Source organism: Aeromicrobium sp. 636 (assembly GCF_024433585.1).
Lineage (GTDB): Bacteria > Actinomycetota > Actinomycetes > Propionibacteriales > Nocardioidaceae > Aeromicrobium > Aeromicrobium senzhongii.
Window position 1 is genome coordinate 185,518 of sequence record NZ_WNJU01000002.1, and the last position, 18,631, is coordinate 204,148.

Below are 18,631 nucleotides of genomic sequence, written 5' to 3' on the forward strand. Positions count from 1 at the left end.
ATGCCACGCATGGCAGCAGACGACCCCGTGGTGCCCCTCGCGGAGGGCATCGAGCACGACCAGTCGCAGTGGGAGAAGGCCACGGCGGCCGTCCTGCGCAAGACGCGCCGGCTCGCTGAGGACGCCCCCGACTCCGAGGTGTGGTCCGTCCTGACGACCACCACGCTCGACGGCCTCAGCATCACCCCGCTGGGCACGCCCGAGCTCGTGTCCGACCTGCCCGAGACCGGCCTGCCGGGCGAGGCGCCCTACACCCGCGGCTCCGGCACGGGCGATCCCGAGCTGACCGGCTGGGACATCCGCGGCTGGTTCACCGACCCCGAGACGACTCCGGCGGACCTGTCCACCGAGCTCGAGAACGGTGCCAACTCGCTGTGGCTCACGGTGGGGGAGCGCGGCATCGCCGCCGACCGCCTCGCCGAGCTGCTCGAGCCGGTCTTCCTCGATCTGGCGCCGGTGGTGCTGGACGCGCGCGAGGACGCCGTCGCCGCCGCCGAGGCGTTCCTGGCCGTCTGCCGTGACAAGGGCACCGACCCGCATCCGCTGACCAACCTCGGCGCGACGGGCACCGACCTCGACACCGTCGTCCGCGTGGCCACGCTCGCGAAGGAGGCCGGCGTCCGCGGCGTCGTCGTCGACGCCAGTGCGCTGCACGACCAGGGAGCCTCCGAGGTCCAGGAGCTCGCCTGGTCGATGATGGTCGCGGTGACGTACCTGCGTGCCCTCGAGGCCGCGGGATTCACGACCGACGAGGCCGCCGCTCAGCTGGAGTTCCGCTACGCGGCCACCGACGAGCAGTTCCCGACGATCGCCAAGCTCCGCGCGGCCCGTGCCCTGTGGAACCGGGTCGGCGAGATCAGCGGCATCGGCGCGCAGGCCCGGGCGCAGCGCCAGCACGCCGTCACCTCGCGCCCGATGATGGCGCGGTACGACTCGTACACGAACATGCTGCGCACCACGGTCGCCGGCTTCGCCGCGGGCGTCGGCGGCGCGGACGCCGTCACGGTCCTGCCGTTCGACGAGCCGCTCGGCCTCCCGACGCCGTTCAGCCGCCGCATCGCGCGCAACACCTCCAGCCTGCTGATCCACGAGTCGCACGTCGCCAAGGTCGTCGACCCGGCTGGCGGCGCGTACGCCGTCGAGAAGTTCACCGACGATCTCGCGATGGCCGCGTGGGCCCTGTTCTCCGAGCTCGACGGCCTCGACGAGCTCGAGGGCGTGGCCGACCTGGACGCCGCCGCCGACCGCCTGCGCCCGCTGGTCGAGGCGGTGCGCGACGACCGCGCGCTGCAGATCGCCCGCCGCCAGCGGCCGATCACCGGCGTCAGCGAGTTCCCGAACCCCGCCGAGAAGCTGCCCGAGCGCCGGCCGTACCCGGTCGAGCCGGACGTCTTCCGCTACGCCGGGGAGTTCGAGCAGATGCGCGACGAGCCCGCCGCGCAGCCGGTCTTCCTGGCCACGATGGGAACGATCGCGGCCCACACCGCCCGGGCGACCTTCGCCATCAACCTGCTGGCCGCCGGCGGGATCGGCATCGGTGCCGCCGGTGCCACCACCGACGTCGCCGACGTGGTCGACAAGTACCGCGAGGCCGGTGCGCCGCCGGTGGTGTGCCTGGCCGGGACCGACGCCGCCTACGGCGAGTGGGGTGCCGAGCTCGTCACGGCGCTGCGTGAGGCCGGCGCCTCGTACGTGATCGTCGCCGGAAAGTCCGACATCGGCCAGGACGCCTCGGCGGCCATGGGCCTGGACGCGCTGGCCTTCCTGCGCGCCCTGCGAGAGGAGCTGCAGAAATGAGCACCCCCCAGAGTTTCGCCGGTGAGCCGTGGCAGAGCCCCGAGGGCATCCCGGTCAAGCGGCTGTACACGCCCGAGGACCTGGCCGGGCTGGACGCGCTCGACACGTACCCGGGCCTGACCCCGTTCCTGCGCGGTCCCTACCCGGCGATGTACACGACCCAGCCGTGGACGATCCGCCAGTACGCCGGCTTCTCGACCGCCGAGGAGTCCAACGCGTTCTACCGCCGCAACCTGGCCGCGGGCCAGAAGGGCCTCTCGGTCGCGTTCGACCTGGCGACCCACCGCGGCTACGACTCCGACAACCCGCGCGTCGTCGGTGACGTCGGCATGGCGGGCGTCGCGATCGACTCGATCTACGACACGCGCACGCTGTTCGAGGGCATCCCCCTGGACCAGATGAGCGTCTCGATGACGATGAACGGTGCGGTGCTGCCGGTGCTGGCGCTGTTCATCGTGGCGGCCGAGGAGCAGGGCGTGAAGCCCGAGCAGCTGACCGGGACCATCCAGAACGACATCCTCAAGGAGTTCATGGTCCGGAACACGTACATCTACCCGCCGGCGCCCTCGATGCGGATCATCTCCGACATCTTCGCGTACACGGCGGCCAAGATGCCGCGGTTCAACTCCATCTCGATCTCCGGCTACCACATCCAGGAGGCCGGGGCGACGAACGACCTCGAGCTGGCCTACACGCTGGCCGACGGTGTCGAGTACATCCGCGCCGGCCTGGACGTGGGCCTCGACATCGACGCGTTCGCCCCGCGGCTGAGCTTCTTCTGGGCGATCGGCATGAACTTCTTCATGGAGGTCGCCAAGCTGCGCGCCGCCCGGGCCCTGTGGGCGCGGCTGGTCAGCGACTTCGATCCCAAGAACCCCAAGTCGCTGAGCCTGCGCACCCACTCGCAGACCTCGGGCTGGAGCCTCACGGCCCAGGACGTCTACAACAACGTCGGCCGCACGGCGATCGAGGCGATGGCGGCCACGCAGGGTCACACGCAGAGCCTGCACACCAACGCCCTGGACGAGGCCATCGCGCTGCCGACCGACTTCAGCGCCCGCATCGCCCGCAACACCCAGCTGCTGCTGCAGCAGGAGACGGGCACGACCCAGACGATCGACCCCTGGGCCGGCTCGTACTACGTCGAGAAGCTGACGCACGACCTGGCCAACCGCGCCTGGGCGCACATCCAGGAGGTCGAGGCGGCCGGCGGCATGGCCAAGGCGATCGACGAGGGCATCCCCAAGATGCGCATCGAGGAGGCCGCGGCCCGCACCCAGGCCCGGATCGACTCCGGCCAGCAGGCCGTCATCGGCGTCAACACCTACCGCGTCCCCGACGAGGAGCCCTTCGAGGTCCTCAAGGTCGACAACAAGGCCGTGCTGGCCTCGCAGATCGCCAAGCTCGAGCGGCTGCGCGCCGAGCGCAACGACGACGACGTCCGCCGCGCGCTGGACGCCCTGACGGCCTCGGCCGAGCGCGGCGCCCAGCAGTCCGGTGGCGAGGGCTCCATGGACGGGAACCTGCTGAAACTGGCCGTCGACGCCGCGCGCGCCAAGGCCACCGTCGGCGAGATCAGCGACGCGCTCGAGAAGGTCTACGGGCGTCACCAAGCCGTCATCCGTACGATCTCGGGTGTGTACCGCACCGAAGCCGGCCAGGCGGGCAACGTCGCCAAGGTCATCGAGGCCACCGACGAGTTCGAGCGTGCCGAGGGCCGCCGCCCGCGCATCCTCGTGGCCAAGATGGGTCAGGACGGCCACGACCGCGGCCAGAAGGTCATCGTCACGGCGTTCGCCGACATGGGCTTCGACGTCGACGTAGGCCCGCTGTTCTCGACGCCGGAGGAGGTCGCCCAGCAGGCGGTCGACGCCGACGTCCACGTCGTGGGGGTCTCGTCCCTCGCGGCGGGTCACCTCACGCTGCTGCCGGCGTTGAAGGCCGCGCTCGAGGAGCAGGGTCGTCCCGACATCATGGTCGTCATCGGCGGGGTCATCCCGCCCGACGACGTCGCGACCCTCAAGGAGATGGGCGCTGCCGAGGTCTTCCTGCCCGGCACGGTCATCGCCGACTCCGCGCTCGACCTGCTGGCGCGCCTGCGTGAGGACGCCTGAGGGGTAACTGCGGGTTGCACTAGCATGCAGGCGTGGACGACCGCCTCGCGTTGATGGACCAGGGCTCGTTCCTGGGGCTGCGCGCCCTGGGACACCAGCCGTGGACCTTCTTCACGTGGGTCTACGACCGTCCGGTCGACCTCGAGGCGTTGCAGCGCTTCAACGAGGCCCTCGCCGACACGTTGCTGGGCCGTCTCGTGCAGCGCTCGCCGCTGCCCGGCGGTCGGCATCGGTGGGTGGCTGTCGATGCGGTCCCGCCGCTCGAGGTCGAGCAGGTGCCGCGCTCGCGTGACGAGATCCACGACTGGACCGACGAGCTGGGCGATCGTGGCGTCGACCCCGAGCACGGTCCCGGCTGGCGCATAGGCGTGCTGCCGCTGACCGACGGCGGCACGGCGGTGGCCATGGTCTCGCCGCACGCGCTCGGCGACGGCCTCTGCAAGCTGGACGCCATCGCCGACGCCGTCAAGGGTGTCGCGCGTCGCCCTGTCTACCGGCCGCGCGGCGCCCGGCCGTGGCGCGAGCTGCTGTGGTCGGACCTCGTGACCTTCGTCCGCGAGCTGCCGGCGGTGGCCCGTGCGGTGATCGCCGGGATCGCGGTGGCGCGGGCCGAGTCCGCCGGGTCGGCGCCTGCGTCCTCCCCGACGCCGCAGCGGGAGTCCGCGGCGCTGCCGCCCGTCGAGCCCGAATCGTTCCATCCCGCCGCAGCCTGCGTGCGCGTCACCCGGGCCGACTGGGACGCCGCGGCGGCCCGGCTCGGTGGCACGAGCAACACCCTCGTGTCGGCCTTCGCGGCTCGCCTGGCGCAGCGGTTCGGTCGCACCGACGCCGACGGGCGGGTCGCGCTCGCCGTGCCCGTCAGCGTCCGGGTCGAGGGCGACACCCGTGCGAACGCGCTGGACTCGGTGACGGTCCACGCCGACCCCCGAGGGTTGGACCGGGATCTCACCGGCCTGCGGGCCGCCACCAAGACCGCGCTGCGCGAGCGGGCCGAGCGCCCTCACGACATGCTCGCGGTGCTGCCCCTCGTGCCGATCACGCCGCCGGTCGTCGTGCGCCGGGCCGAGCAGCTGGCGATGGGGTCGACCTCGTCGCCCGTCGGCTGTTCCAACCACGGTCGGCTCGACCCGGCGATCATGCGCATCGACGGCGCAGCGCCCGTGGACTTCTGGGTGCGCTCCGCGGAGCCCGGACAGACGGCGGCCGAGCTGGACCGGCTCGGCGGCAAGCTCTACGTGCTGGCCGGTGGTGCGCTGGACGCGGTGTACCTCTCGGTGATCGCGCACCCGGTCGGTGGCGGACTCGACCGGCCCGAGCTGCACGATCACGTCGCCGCGACGCTGACCGACTTCGGGCTCACGCCCTCGTCCGTCACGCGGTGATCCCCGACTACGATGCAGGCGTGACGGACCTGACCCAGTTGATCGACGGTGTCCGCGAGGGCAGGAGGGCGGCGGTGTCGCGGGCCATCACCCTCGTCGAGTCCCGCCGGACCGACCACCGCACCGCCTCGCGCGAGCTGCTGGCCGAGCTCACGGCCGCGCCCGACTCGAAGGTCGGTGGTGCGGTGCGGGTCGGGATCTCCGGTGTCCCCGGAGTCGGCAAGTCGACATTCATCGAGGCGCTCGGCGTCCATCTGACCGGCCGCGGACACCGCGTCGGCGTCCTGGCCGTGGATCCGTCCAGCGTCCGCACGCGTGGCTCGGTACTGGGCGACAAGACCCGCATGGTGCGCCTGTCGACCGATCCGAACGCCTACATCCGCCCGTCGCCCAGCGCCGGCAGTCTCGGCGGCGTCGCCCGGGCGACCAGCCAGGCGCTGACGGTCCTCGAGGCCGCCGGGTACGACGTCGTGCTGGTCGAGACCGTCGGCGTCGGCCAGTCCGAGATCACGGTCGCCGGCATGGTCGACACGTTCTTGTTCCTCACCCTGGCGCGCACCGGCGACCAGCTGCAGGGGATCAAGAAGGGCATCCTCGAGATCGCGGACGTCATCACCGTCAACAAGGCCGACGGTGAGCGGGCCCGCGAGGCGGAGTCGACCGCACGCGAGCTGGCCGGTGCCCTGCGCCTGGTGTACGCCGGCACCCAGGACTGGGTGCCCCCCGTGCTGACCTGCTCCGCCCTCGAGGGTTCGGGGATCGACACCGTCTGGAGTCGTGTCCTGCGGCACCGCGAGTTCATGGGCCAGCGCGGTGTGGCGAGCAAGCGCGCGCAGCAGCAGTTGGACTTCACGTGGGCGCTGGTGCGTGACGAGATCGAGCAGCGGCTGGCGACGGACGACTCCGTGGCGAAGGTCCGCGAACGGGTGCGCGACGAGGTCCTGGCCGGTCGCTTGTCCCCGGCGGCGGCCGCCGACGAGATCCTCGACGCGTTCGATCACTGAGGGCCGGTCAGCGCAGCGCGCACTCTCGGGTCGGGCGTGCCAGCATGGACCGGTGAAGCGCACCGTCTCCGCCCATCTCGAACTGCACGCCTTCGACCGAGCCGACCTCGTCCTGTCCATCGCCGTGGCCGGCAACATCACGACCCAGAGCGAGACGCTGACCGTCGTCCAGAACGGCGTCGAGCTGGAGGCGCGGGAGATCGCGGGACGGCACGAGACGCGCCTGCACCGCATCGACGCGCCTCCCGGACCGATCACCATCGACTACGAGGCCGTCGTCGAGGGCCGTGCCCGGCCGATCGTCACCGAGGAGCTCGACATCATCGAGTACCGCCGGCCGAGCCGCTACGCCGAGTCGGACTCGCTCTTCGCGATCTCGCGCGCCGAGTTCAAGGGCCTGTCCGGCAAGCCGCTGCTGGACGCGGTGACCTCCTGGGTCGGCACCCAGCTGTCCTACGTGACCGGCAGCAGTCAGCCGACCGACGGAGCCGTGCAGACGATGCTGAAGCGCCAGGGTGTCTGCCGGGACTTCGCCCACCTCGTGATCGCCCTGCTGCGCGCGCACGACGTTCCGGCCCGGCTGGTCTCGGTCTACGCGCCGGGCCTGCAGCCGATGGACTTCCACGCGGTCGCCGAGGCGTACGTCGAGGGCGACTGGCACGTCGTCGATGCGACGTCGCTGGCCCCGCGCGAGACGATGCTGCGCATCGCGACGGGGATGGACGCCTCCGAGACGGCCTTCCTCTCGCAGCACCACGCGGCCGTCAATCTGAACCGCATGAACGTCACCGCCGTGGCCGACTCGCTGCCCAGTGACGACGTCACCGAGCTCGTCACCTTGGGCTGAACATGGCGTGACACGCCGAAAGAACCACGCAGATAGTTCCAAAGGACTACCTGATGGGTTAATGTCAACACATACGACTGCCGCGTCGTCGGATCGCCTCGGGGGGGTGATGCGGCGTCGCGGCAGTTCTTCTTCCGGTTCCGCCGCGGTCAGGACGGTCGCGGCAGCGCGCCCATGCCGACCAGCCGGCGGTACACGTACGGCGTCATGGTGCGCACGTAGGTGACACTCAGGTGCGTGATGTCGCGGTAGACGTTCACCCCGCCGATGATGGCCGGGCAGGTCGTGCGATCGCAGTAGAACTGGCTCAGGTCCAGGGCCTGGGCGCCGTCGATGTGCTTGCCGGTCGCGAGGAACGCGTCGAAGTGACCCAGCGCCTCGTCACGGTCGACGGCGCAGGCGTCGGGCGTGATCTCGTCGAGCTGCGAGAGGCACTTCTGCGGCGACTTCGGCAGTCGGGGGTTGTCGCGGATCGCCACGATCCGGACGCCCTTCTCCAGAACAGGGCGCCAGACCGCCTCCATGCTCTCGACGCGCTCCTGCTGGGAGCCCGTGAGCATCTTGGCGTAGCCGGTCGTGAGGATCAGGTCCGTCTGCGGGGCCCGCTCCAGCAACCAGGCCTGGAGGTTGTCCTTCCATTCCTGGCAGGTGCTGACGCGCAGCGGGTCCTCGTGCTCGATCTCGTCGCGGGTCCAGGCGCAGCTGCTCTTGAGCTGGGCCGACACGGTGATGAGCTTCTGGTCGGCCATCCGCACCAGGGCGGGCAGGAACGAGCGGGCGTGGGAGTCGCCCAGCAGCGTCACGTGCGGCAGTGACCGGTCCGAGAGGTCGCCGAAGGTGCAGTCGTTCAGCTCGGTGTCGTGGACGCCGGCGAAGCAGCCCGGGTAGCCCGAGGCGTAGTCCTCGGCGGCGGCCTCGGGACTGGGCACGAGCTGGTCGTCGAGCTCGGGGTTGTGGCAGGGCTTCTCGGGGTCGCGTGCCGCGGCGCCGAAGCACGGCGGCGCGTCCTCGACCAGCTGCTCGGCGACGCGTCCGGCCCGCTCCTCGGCGGCGACGGCGCTCTGGTGCCCCACGAGGCAGCCCGAGACGAGCACCGCGGCACCGCCGAGGGTGGCCAGGCCGGTGATCGCGGGCTTGCGCAGGCCGAAGCGATGGGTGAAGCGGATCGGGTCCTCGACCCAGCGCTTGGTCGCCCAGGCGGCCGCGATCGTGAACACCAGGATCCCGATCCGCGGCGCGAGCCCGAGCTCGTGGCCCAGGACGTACGGCAGGATCACGATCGGCGGCCAGTGCCACAGGTACATCGAGTACGAGATCTCGCTGAGCTCGTGGGTGACCCGCCAGCGCATGAGGGGCGTGGGGGAGAGGCGGCCGGTCGGCTCGCCGGCCCAGATCACCGCGAGGGTCGCCATGACGGGCAGGATCGCCGCCGTGCCGGGGAACGGGGTCGTCTCGTCGTAGTTCAGACCGCACCAGGCGAGGGTGAGGAAGCCGGCCCACGAGAGCAGGAACGTGGGGCCGCCGCGCCTGACGGTGGCGCTGCCCATGACCAGCGCCAGCAGGGCTCCCGCCCCGAACTGCCAGGCGCGGGCAGGGGTGACGAAGTAGGCGGCCGGGGGATTGGCCTGGGTGATCCACAGCGAGTAGGCCAGGCTCGCGACGGTGGCCGTGCCGAGCACGATCCCCACCATGAGCCGGTGCGAACGGCCCAGTCGCACGGCGAGCACGGTGGCCAGCAGCACGAGCAGCGGCCACACCAGGTAGAACTGCTCCTCGATCGAGAGCGTCCAGTAGTGCTGCACCGCGGTGGGATCGGCGTCCGCCGCGAGATAGTCGACCGAGTCGGCGGCCAGGGCCCAGTTCTGGACGTACAGCGCCGAGGCGATGACCTCGGTGAAGTTCTGGCGCCACGTCGCCAGCGGCATCCACAGCCAGACGGCCAGGGCCGAGGCGCCCAGCACCAGATAGGCGGCCGGCAGCAGGCGGCGGGCCCGCCGGGCCCAGAAGCGGGCCAGGTCGATCCGGCCCGTGTCCGCCGTCTCGCGCAGCAGGTGCCCGGTGATGAGGAATCCGGAGATCACGAAGAAGACGTCGACGCCGATGTACCCGCCGGGCAGCCGTCCTGGCCACAGGTGGTACAGCACGACGAGCAGCACGGCGCAGGCTCGCAGAGCCGCGATTTCGGCACGGAACCGGTCACGGGGCGGGCTGGCGGGCACCGCACCACGATACGGGCTCGCCCCCAACGCCGCGTCCGCGGTCCACGGCGGGCGCACGGTGCGCGGGAGGCCGGCCCCACTAGACTCGGCATTCGCGTGCCAGCGAAGTCGACGGGAACCGAGGAGAGCATGCCTGACGTGGGTCGAGTGCGTCGTCGAGTCGCGGCGATGGTCCCCGAGAGCGTCAAGGACCGCATCCGCCGCGCCCGTGGCCAGGCCCCGGCGCCGCGGCCCCACGCCGAGCTCGTCGTGCGCCACGACGACGGCCGCATCGTCTACACCGGCGAGTTCCGCGACCCGGTGCGCGTGGTCGCCCTGGTCGTCCGGCCGGCCAGCCGGCTCGGCCAGGTCGCCCTGCGACTCGAGCAGAGCCCTGATCGGCACTTCTCCTTCGTCCTCGATCCCGCCGAGCTGTGGGAGGCCGGAGGCCGCGCCGCCGGCCGGTTCGACCTCTTCGTCGAGGTCGAGGGCAGCGGAGCCCAGCGCACCGAGCTGCGGCTGGGCCGGTTCGACCGCACCGACACCGCGGCCGCGATGGACCGGATCGACCTCGTGGGCGCCTCGTCGCCGTTCGGCGAGGAGGTGCACGCCTGGTCGCACGTCACCGACCAGGGCAACGTGTCCGTCCGGTACGCACTCGAGCCCATCCGTCGCTTCGAGGTCGAGGGGCGTCGCCTCGAGGTCGGTCCGCGCGGGATCAGCGCCGACTTCGACCTCAAGACGTTCTCGCGGCCCGTCCGCGAGATGCACCTCGCGCTCGTGTGGCGGTTCTCGGGCACCACGCAGGAGATCCCGGTCACGGTCGAGCCGCGCGACGCCACGGCCGCGTACGGCCTGCACGAGTACCGGATCTCCTTCGACGTGCAGCCGGACGCTGTCGATGACGAGGAGCGCGAGGGGGTCATCGACCCGCACCTGGTGCTGGACCTCGACGGCTTCGACCTGCCCGTGCGCGTGCCCTTCGCCCAGAAGAGCTTCGCCCGGACCCGGCTGCGCGACCTGCCCGTGCCGACGCGCGGTGGCGGGCACGTCGACCAGTGGGTGCCGTACCTGACGTTCCGCGCCAAGCGACTGGCGTTCTGGTCCGAGCGGTTCACGGTCGCGAACCACGCCTACCTGCGCCGCCTCGTGCGCTGGGCGTGGCTGCTGGCCCCGATCCGCCCGTTCTCGGGCATCTGGCTGGTCGGCGAGGTGCCCTACAAGGCCCAGGACAACGGCTTCGCGCTCTTCCGCTGGATCCGCACGAACCAGCCCCGGCGTCGTGCCTACTACGTGATCGACGCCGACTCGCCCGACCGCGCCAAGGTCGAGCCCTTCGGGAACGTGGTCACGGCCCGGTCGCGCGACCACATCCGCTACACCGTCCTGGCCTCACGGTTCGTGGGCAGCCACCACGCCGAGTACCTGCACGCCTCGCGCTCGACCACGCTCGCGCGGCACGCCCAGGGCCTGCGGGTCTTCCTGCAGCACGGCGTCACGGGCATGAAGAACGTGCGGCTCAACTACGGCCGCCTGCACATGCAGGAGATGCCGCCGGATCGCGCGGTCGTGAACTCGGCGGCCGAGAAGCAGATCTTCATCGAGGACCTCGACTACTTCCCGTCCCAGGTCAAGGTCACGGGCTTCGCCCGGTACGACACGCTGTTCGCCGGCGAGCCCACGGTGCGCCGCCGCCTGCTGGTCATGCCGACCTGGCGCGACTGGCTGTCCAGCCGCGAGAGCGTGCTGCAGAGCGCCTACCTCGCGCACTGGACCGAGTTCCTGAACGATCCGCAGATCCAGCGGCTGCGCCGCGAGGGTGTCGAGATCCTCATGGTGATGCACCCGAACCTGCGGGCCGTGGTCGACGAGCTGCACCTCGAGGGCATCACGATCGCGCCGCGGGACGCGGACGTGCAGGAGCTGATCCGCACCAGCGCCGCGCTCGTCACCGACTACTCGAGCGTGGCGTGGGACGCCGCATTCCTGCGCCGCCCGGTGTTCTTCTTCCGGTTCGACGACGCGGTCCTCACCGGCGCCCGGACCCCGTTCATCGACGCGGCGACCGAGCTGCCGGGGCCGATCGCCCACCGCGCCACCGACCTCGCGGCCGAGGTCGCCCGGTCCGCGGACGGCGACTTCGTGATGGACGAGCAGTACGCCCGCCGCGCCGCCAAGTACCTCGAGCTCCCGCCGACCGGCTACTGCGAGCGCAACTACGAGATGGTGCGCACCGCGGACGGCCTGTCCACGCGCCTGCTGCGGCTGCGGAACCGGCGCGGCGTGCGCGACGCGTTCCTGCGGTTCCGGGCCGGGCCGCACTACTACCGCGTCATGGGCTGGATGTTCCGCCTCGGCAGCCTGCTGCCGCGCCGCGACGTCGTCGTCTTCGAGAGCGACCGCGGCAACGCCTACGGCGGCAGCCCGCGGGCCCTCTTCGAGCGCCTCCACGAGCGGGGCACGCCGCTTGAGCTCTGGTACGTCAACAACTCCACGCTGCGCGTCCCGCCGGGCACGAACAAGGTCTTCCGGCTGACCCCGCGGTACTTCTGGACGCTGTCGCGAGCCCGCTACTGGGTGTTCAACCAGAACGTCCACGACCTGTGCAAGCGCCCGCGCGGCACGTACTACCTGCAGACCTGGCACGGCACGCCGCTGAAGCGGATGCAGAACGACGTCCCGGTCATGCACGGCCGCGCCGAGGACTACCACCGGAAGGCCCAGGAGCTGGTCGAGCGCTGGTCGGCCCTGGTCTCGCCGAGCGAGTACGCCACCGCGGCGTTCCGCAGCGCCTTCGGGTTCACCGGGCCGATCATCGAGTCGGGCTATCCGGGCAACGACGTCTTCCACACCGAGGAGGGGCGCCGCCGCGCCCGCGAGACCCGGCTCCGCCTCGGCCTGGCCGAGGACCGCACGGTCGTGCTCTACGCGCCGACCTTCCGCGACGACGGTCGCGCCGCCGGCGCCAAGGGCGCGTGGGCCCACGACATGGCGCTCGATCTCGGTCGGTTCGCCGAGCGGCTCGGCTCGGACGTGACGCTGCTGGTGCGTCTGCACCCGCTGGTGAAGTTCACCTGGCCCAAGGACCTCGACGCGAGCATCGTCAACGTCTCGAAGTACCCCGACACCCAGGACCTGCTGCTGGTGGCCGACGCGCTCATCACCGACTACTCGTCGATCATGTTCGACTACGCCCAGCGGCAGCGGCCGATCATCTCGTACGTGTACGACCTGGAGCACTACCGCGACGAGCTGCGGGGCTTCTACGTCGACCTCGAGGAGATCGCGCCCGGGCCGGTGGTGCGCACGAGCGACGAGGTCATCGACGCCGTGGCGAACCTGTCGGACCTCGAGACGCGGTACGCCGACCGGCTCGCGGCGTTCCGCGAGCGTTTCGGCAGCCTCGAGGACGGACACGCGTCCGACCGCGTCATCGACGCCGTCTTCACCGAGGCCGAGCGCGGCACCCCGCCGGCCTGACCCGCGCCGGTGGGCTTGGTATCACCCCCGGTCCATCGGGCTCCTGAGCCGTACGGGCCACCCGGGCCACGATCGAGTTTCCGGGCACGCAGCACGGGCCCCGGGCGGCCTTCGGGCTCCAGCAGACCCTCGGATCGGTCGAGACCCCTCGGCTCGACTGCGTCGGCCAGAACATCGGCAACGTCTCCCCGGTCCCGAGGCTGGAGCTGCGTGAGTACTGGTGGCACCAGAAGCCCGACTACACGATCGCCTGGTCGAGCGCCACGTCGAAGGTCACGTGGCGCCAGAGCGGCCGGACCACGTACACCTCACCGGGCGGCACGGCCACCGAGAGTCAGAGCTATCAGGCCGACGGAGTCCTCACCCTGCGCCCGAAGCGCTGAGCGGACGACACGGGGCCGGTACCACCCGGTACCGGCCCCGTCATCGTTCGTCGCGAGTCGTCAGCTGTTGGCCCAGTCCGGGTTCCAGCCCTCGACCTCGTCGGCCTTGCGCGACTCGGGACCGGTGTAGATGGCCGAGGGGCGGATCAGGCGACCGGTCTTGTACTGCTCGAGGATGTGGGCACTCCAGCCGGCCGTGCGGGCCGACGTGAACATCGCGGTGAACATGTTGGAGGGGATCTCCGCGAAGTCCAGCACGATCGCGGCCCAGAACTCGACGTTCGTCTCGAGGACGCGGTCGGGGCGGCGCTCGCGCAGCTCCTTCAGGGCGGCCTGCTCGAGCGCCTCGGCGACCTCGGCGCGCGGAGCGTTGAGCTCCTTGGCGGTCCGGCGCAGCGTGCGGGCGCGCGGGTCCTCGGCGCGGTAGACGCGGTGGCCGAAGCCCATCAGGCGCTCGCCGGAGTCGAGGAGCTGCTTGACGTACGCGGTGGCGTCGCCGGTCTTCTCGACCTGCTCGATCATGCCCAGGACGCGCGAGGGGGCGCCGCCGTGGAGCGGGCCCGACATCGCACCGACCGCGCCGGACAGCGCGGCGGCGACGTCGGCGCCGGTGGAGGCGATGACGCGGGCGGTGAAGGTGGAGGCGTTCATGCCGTGCTCGGCGGCCGACACGAGGTAGGCGTCGATGGCCTTGGCGTGATCGGGGTTGACCTCACCGCGCCAGCGGGTCAGCATCCGCTCGACGATCGTGTCGCACTTGTCGATCTCGGCCTGGGGCACCATCGGCTTGCCGAGGCCGCGCGCGGCCTGGGCCACGTACGACAGGACCATCACGGCGGTGCGGGCGAGGTCGTCGCGCACCTCTTCGGGCGTCTGGATGTCGTAGAGCTGACGCAGGCCCCACACGGGAGCCATCTGGGCGATCGCGCTCTGGACGTCGGCGCGGATGTCGCCGGAGTGCACGGGGATGGGGTACGGCTCGGCCGGGGGCAGGCCGGGATCATAGGATCCGTCGACCAGCAGGCCCCAGATCTTCTCGAACGGCACACGGCCGACCAGGTCGTCGATGTCGACGCCGCGGTACCGGAGTGCGGATCCTTCTTTGTCGGGTTCGGCGATCTCGCTCTCGAACGCTACGACGCCTTCCAATCCGTGGTGCACTTGAGTCATGCCCCCATAGTGCCCTGCGCCTCACAGGTTCGGAGCAGGGCGGTCACCCTACCGGCCGGTAGCACAGCCCTCTGCGGCCTCGCGCTGGCTACCGTGGACCCATGGCGAACGACGAGCTGGCCCGGATGCGGACCGAGTACGCGCGCAGCGGGCTGGCCGACGAGGACGCCGGGGACGATCCGATCGCCCTCGCTCAGACCTGGCTCGCCGAGGTGGTGGCGGCCGGCGTGCACGAGCCGAACGCGATGGCGGTGGCCACCGCGACGGCAGACGGTGCGCCGTCGTTGCGGATCGTCCTGCTCAAGGGCCTGGACGAGCACGGGGCCGTCTTCTTCACCAACTACGAGTCGCGCAAGGGCCGTGAGCTGGCCGAGAACCCGCGGGCCGCGGCCGTCCTGCTCTGGCATCCGCTGCAGCGCCAGGTGCGGATCGAGGGTCCCGTCGAGCGCCTCGATCCGGCCGAGTCGGACGCGTACTTCCTGGCCCGGCCGGAGGGCGCGCGGATCAGCGCGGCCTCGTCGCCGCAGTCCCACGTGGTCGACGGACGTGACGAGCTGGAGCGCCGCTGGGCCGAGGCTGAGGCGGCCGGAGCGGCCGAGCGGCGTCCCGACGGATGGGGCGGCTACCGGATCGTCCCGGAGGTCGTCGAGTTCTGGCACGGCCGCGAGAACCGGCTGCACGACCGGATCCGGTTCACCCGGTCGGGCGACCGGTGGGAGAGGGACCGGCTCGCCCCCTGACGTGGACACGACGGGCCGTCACGCAGGGTCGCCCCTAGGCTGCTGCGGTGCCGAACGTGCTGACCGACCTGCGCCCCCTGCGCGCCTCGGCCGCCTACCGGAGGCTGTGGATCGGGCAGGCGGTCTCGGGCTTCGGCCAGCAGATGTCGGTCGTGGCGATCGCGTGGGAGGTCTGGCTGCTGACGGAGTCGTCGTTCTCGGTCGGCCTGGTCGGGCTGGCGGGCCTGCTGCCGCTGGTGATCGGCGGGCTGTACGGCGGGGCGCTCGTGGACGCCTTCGACCGGCGCACGGTGGCGCTCGCGTCGGCGATGGGGCTGTGGATCTCCTCGATCGCGCTCGTGGCGCACAGCGTCGCGGGTCTGGAGTCGGTGGGCTTCCTCTACGGCGTCGTCGCGGTGCAGGCCCTGTTCTTCGCGGTCAACAACCCGGCCCGCGCCGCGATGCTGCCGCAGTTGCTGCCGGCGCACCTGCTGCCGGCTGCCAATGCGCTGGGGATGGCCGCCACCAACCTGTCGTTCACGGTCGGCCCGCTGCTCGGCGGCGTCCTGATCGCCTGGCGCGGTGTCGAGGCGGCCTACGTGGTGGACGTGCTGCTCTACGTCGCGGCGCTCTACTCGGTCGTGCGCCTGCCCGCGCTGCCGCCGGCCAAGCCCATGCCGGTGCCCGGGCTGCGGTCGGTCGTCGAAGGGCTGCGGTTCCTGCGCACCGCGCCCAACATCGCGATGTCCTTCGTGGTCGACCTGTGCGCGATGGTGTTTGCGCAGCCGCGCGCGCTGTTCCCGGCGCTGGCCGCGACGGTCTACGCCACGTCGCAGGGCGGTGACGCAGGGGCCTCGTCCCTGGGGCTGCTCCAGGCCTCTCCGGCGATCGGGTCGCTGGCGGCGTTCGTGTTCTCGGGCTGGGTCAGCCGGGTGCACCGCCACGGGATCGCGATCGTGGTGGCGATCGTCGTCTACGGCGCGAGCGTCGCGGCGGCGGGCTTCTCGGCGATCGGCCTGCCCGGCCTGTTGTGGCTCGCCGTGACGTGCCTGGCGCTGTCCGGTGCCGCCGACATGATCAGCGCGGCCTACCGCTCGACGATCCTGCAGACCGCGGCGCCCGACGAGATGCGCGGGCGCATGCAGGGCCTGTTCATCGTGGTCGTCGCGGGTGGGCCCCGCCTGGGCGACTTCCTGATCGGCTCACTGGCCGAGTTCACGGGCGCGCCGTGGGCGATGGTGGTCGGCGGCGGGTTGTGCATCGCCGGCGTCCTGCTCTCAGTGGCCCTGCGGCGACGCTTCCTCGCCTACGACGGGCGTCACCCGACCCCCTGACCTCCCGAGATTTGCTCCGATCTCGACCTTTCAACCGGGTTGAAACGCAGAAAATGGAGCAAATCTCGGGACGGGGGAGGGGCGGGTCAGCTGCCGAAGGTGGCCAGGTCGATCTGGATCCAGACCTGCTCCGAGCGGCCGACGAGCTCGCCCTCGGGGGTGTGGAGCGCGGTGCTGGTGAAGAACTTGCGGCCTTCGCGGCGGGCCAGCTGCCCGACCGCGTGATAGGTCCGGCCGGCGACGGGGGAGGAGTACACCTCGGCCGTCATGGTTCCCAGCACCATCGGCTGCGCCGAGAAGTCGGCCGCCCATCCACCGGGGCAGTCCAGGGCGGCCCAGGCGATCGGCGTGCCGGCCGTGCCGTCCGCCTCGACGAGCGCTTCGTGCACGTGCCACGGCGCCGCGGTCAGATCGCCACCCACCGGGCCGCTGAAGATCCGCAGGCCGTCGCCCTCGCCGCGCGCGGTGCCGCACGTGAAGCACTGGTCGAACGGGTGCGTGGTGAAGCCGGGGTAGGCCTTGAGTCCCGCCGTGACGGTCTCGGCGTCGGCGAACGGCGGAGCATCACGCGTGAACGACCCCGGTCCCGCCGTGCCCACGACCGCGCCGCCGTGGGTCATCAGGCGGGTCTCGTCGGCGTCGTGCTCCCAGGCCAGGGGAGTGTCCAGCGGAGGCGGCATCCGCAGCCGCGCCGTCGTCGGGCCGTCGTGACCCCGGCCGAGCCACGCCTCGGCGACCAGACCGCTGACCCAACCACCGTTGCCGGAGTCGGGGGGACCGTTGAACTGGCGCGCGATGGTGACCATGCCTCGACGCTATCGTCCGAGGTCGGCGTGCCGGCGCAGTGCCTCCGCCCGCTCGAGGGCGTGATCGACCAAGGGCGGCGGATAGTCGGCCGGCGGTGCGTCGAGGGTCCAGGGCTCGTGCACGGCCGGACCCGGGACGTCGCGCAGCTCGGGCACCCAGCGCCGGACGTAGGTCCCGTCGGGGTCGAGGCGCCGACCCTGGGCGACGGGGTTGAAGACGCGGAAGTACGGGGCAGCGTCCGTGCCGCAGCCGGCGACCCACTGCCAGCCGTGCTGGTTGTTCGCCAGGTCGGCGTCGACGAGTCGCTCCAGGAACCAGTGCGCGCCGTGGGTCCACTCCAGGTGCAGGTCCTTCACCAGGAAGCTGGCCACTGCCATCCGCGCCCGGTTGTGCATCCAGCCCTCGGCGAGCAACTGGCGCATCCCGGCATCGATGAACGGGAAGCCGGTGCGGCCCTGCTGCCACGCCTCGAAGTCGCCGGCCGGCTCGTCGTACCGCATGCGCTCGTACCGCCGGTCGTAGTAGCCGTGGGCCGAGTCCGGCCGCTCGTGCAGCACGTCGGCGTAGAACTCGCGAAAGGCCAGCTGACGTTCGTAGGCGCGAGCCCCGTCCGAGGCGCGCTCGGCCAGGTCGGCCAGCAGGGTGCGCGGGTGCACCGTCCCCCACTTCAGGTGCACCGACATCCGCGAGGTGGTGTCGAGGTCGGGTCGGTCGCGCTCGGTGGCGTAGGCATCGACGTGGTCGTCGAGCCACCGGTGCCAGTGCTCGAGCGCGGCGCGCTCGCCGACGGGCGGGAGCGCGACTCCGTCCGGCGGCTCGGCCTCCGGCAGGCCCGTCCCTCCACCGGGCCGGAGCCAGGGGATGCCTGCAGGATCGATCGGCTCCACCGGCCGACCGGTGCCGCGGTCCTGCCAGGACCGGAAGAACGGCGTGAAGACCCGGTAGGCCGTGCCGTCGGTCTTGCGGATCGTGCCCGGGTCGACGGCGTAGCCCGACCCGGTGCGCACGAGAGGGACGGTGCCGAGCGCCTCGGCGACCGCCTGGTCGCGGCGCAGCCCGTACGGCGTGTGGGCGGCCGTCACGTGCACGCTGGTGGCGCCGGTCTGCCGCACGAGCCGCGGGATCTCGACCTCCGGGCGACCTCGGACGAGGTGCAGGCCACCGATCCGCTCGTCGAACTCCGCGAGCAGCCGCGACAGGTACGCCGCGCGGACCGGCATCCGGGTCACGTCGAGGTGGTCGTCGAGGACGAAGACGGGCACGACGCCGTCCGTGCCCGCGGCCAGTGCGGCGCGCAGCGCCGGGTGGTCGCGGAGCCGCAGGTCGCTGCGGAACCACATCAGCGCGACGGGCATGAGTGCATCCTCTCCCGCCGGGGACGGGGGTGCAGGTCGGC

The 18,631-nt window shown here is 71.8% G+C and carries 12 protein-coding genes; 8 read left to right on the forward strand and 4 right to left on the reverse strand.

Annotation, left to right across the window (positions count from 1 at the left end; all coding sequences use genetic code 11):
* The first annotated feature begins 9 nt into the window (after positions 1–9).
* From GL325_RS07525 to GL325_RS15965, 5 genes are read left to right on the forward strand one after another with little or no spacing between them, the layout of a single operon-like run.
* Positions 10–1,797 carry a methylmalonyl-CoA mutase family protein gene (locus tag GL325_RS07525; protein WP_255499441.1) on the forward strand — a complete coding sequence of 596 codons (1,788 nt, stop codon included), beginning with the start codon at positions 10–12 and terminating at the stop codon, positions 1,795–1,797.
* A complete protein-coding gene (gene scpA, locus GL325_RS07530) occupies positions 1,794–3,911 on the forward strand; it encodes a methylmalonyl-CoA mutase (protein WP_187769137.1) in 2,118 nt (705 codons plus the stop codon). Before GL325_RS07525 ends, scpA begins: the two co-directional genes overlap by 4 nt.
* A gap of 32 nt (positions 3,912–3,943) precedes the next feature.
* Entirely contained in the window at positions 3,944–5,293 is a 1,350-nt protein-coding gene (locus tag GL325_RS07535) for a hypothetical protein (protein ID WP_187769138.1), read from the forward strand.
* 20 nt (positions 5,294–5,313) lie between these two features.
* Positions 5,314–6,297: a methylmalonyl Co-A mutase-associated GTPase MeaB gene (gene meaB / locus GL325_RS07540; RefSeq protein WP_187411556.1), complete on the forward strand. Its 984-nt coding sequence runs from the start codon at positions 5,314–5,316 to the stop codon at positions 6,295–6,297.
* A gap of 52 nt (positions 6,298–6,349) precedes the next feature.
* Complete coding sequence (locus GL325_RS15965; protein ID WP_187411555.1) at positions 6,350–7,144, forward strand: transglutaminase family protein; 795 nt, start codon at positions 6,350–6,352, stop codon at positions 7,142–7,144.
* 149 nt (positions 7,145–7,293) lie between these two features.
* Here GL325_RS15965 and GL325_RS07550 read toward each other — a convergent pair whose 3' ends face one another.
* A complete protein-coding gene (locus GL325_RS07550) occupies positions 7,294–9,363 on the reverse strand; it encodes an acyltransferase family protein (RefSeq protein WP_187769139.1) in 2,070 nt (689 codons plus the stop codon).
* A 129-nt stretch (positions 9,364–9,492) separates the two neighbouring features.
* Between GL325_RS07550 and GL325_RS07555 the strand changes: the two genes are divergently transcribed.
* On the forward strand, positions 9,493–12,822 hold the full coding sequence (locus GL325_RS07555; RefSeq protein WP_187769140.1) for a CDP-glycerol glycerophosphotransferase family protein: 3,330 nt from the start codon (positions 9,493–9,495) through the stop codon (positions 12,820–12,822).
* Positions 12,823–13,265: 443 nt separating this feature from the next.
* On the opposite strand, the gene GL325_RS07560 is transcribed toward GL325_RS07555, so the two are convergent.
* On the reverse strand, positions 13,266–14,375 hold the full coding sequence (locus GL325_RS07560; RefSeq protein ID WP_187769141.1) for a citrate synthase 2: 1,110 nt from the start codon (positions 14,373–14,375) through the stop codon (positions 13,266–13,268).
* 101 nt (positions 14,376–14,476) lie between these two features.
* On the opposite strand from GL325_RS07560, the gene pdxH reads away from it, so the two are divergent.
* Positions 14,477–15,115 (forward strand): pyridoxamine 5'-phosphate oxidase, encoded by a 639-nt coding sequence (gene pdxH, locus GL325_RS07565; protein ID WP_187769142.1) that lies wholly within the window; start codon positions 14,477–14,479, stop codon positions 15,113–15,115.
* Between the two features lie 47 nt (positions 15,116–15,162).
* A complete protein-coding gene (locus tag GL325_RS07570; protein ID WP_187769143.1) occupies positions 15,163–16,428 on the forward strand; it encodes an MFS transporter in 1,266 nt (421 codons plus the stop codon).
* Positions 16,429–16,514: 86 nt separating this feature from the next.
* On the opposite strand, the gene GL325_RS07575 is transcribed toward GL325_RS07570, so the two are convergent.
* Positions 16,515–17,234 carry a hypothetical protein gene (locus GL325_RS07575; protein WP_187769144.1) on the reverse strand — a complete coding sequence of 240 codons (720 nt, stop codon included), beginning with the start codon at positions 17,232–17,234 and terminating at the stop codon, positions 16,515–16,517.
* 9 nt (positions 17,235–17,243) lie between these two features.
* A complete protein-coding gene (locus tag GL325_RS07580) occupies positions 17,244–18,590 on the reverse strand; it encodes a deoxyribodipyrimidine photo-lyase (protein ID WP_187769145.1) in 1,347 nt (448 codons plus the stop codon).
* Positions 18,591–18,631 lie beyond the last annotated feature (41 nt).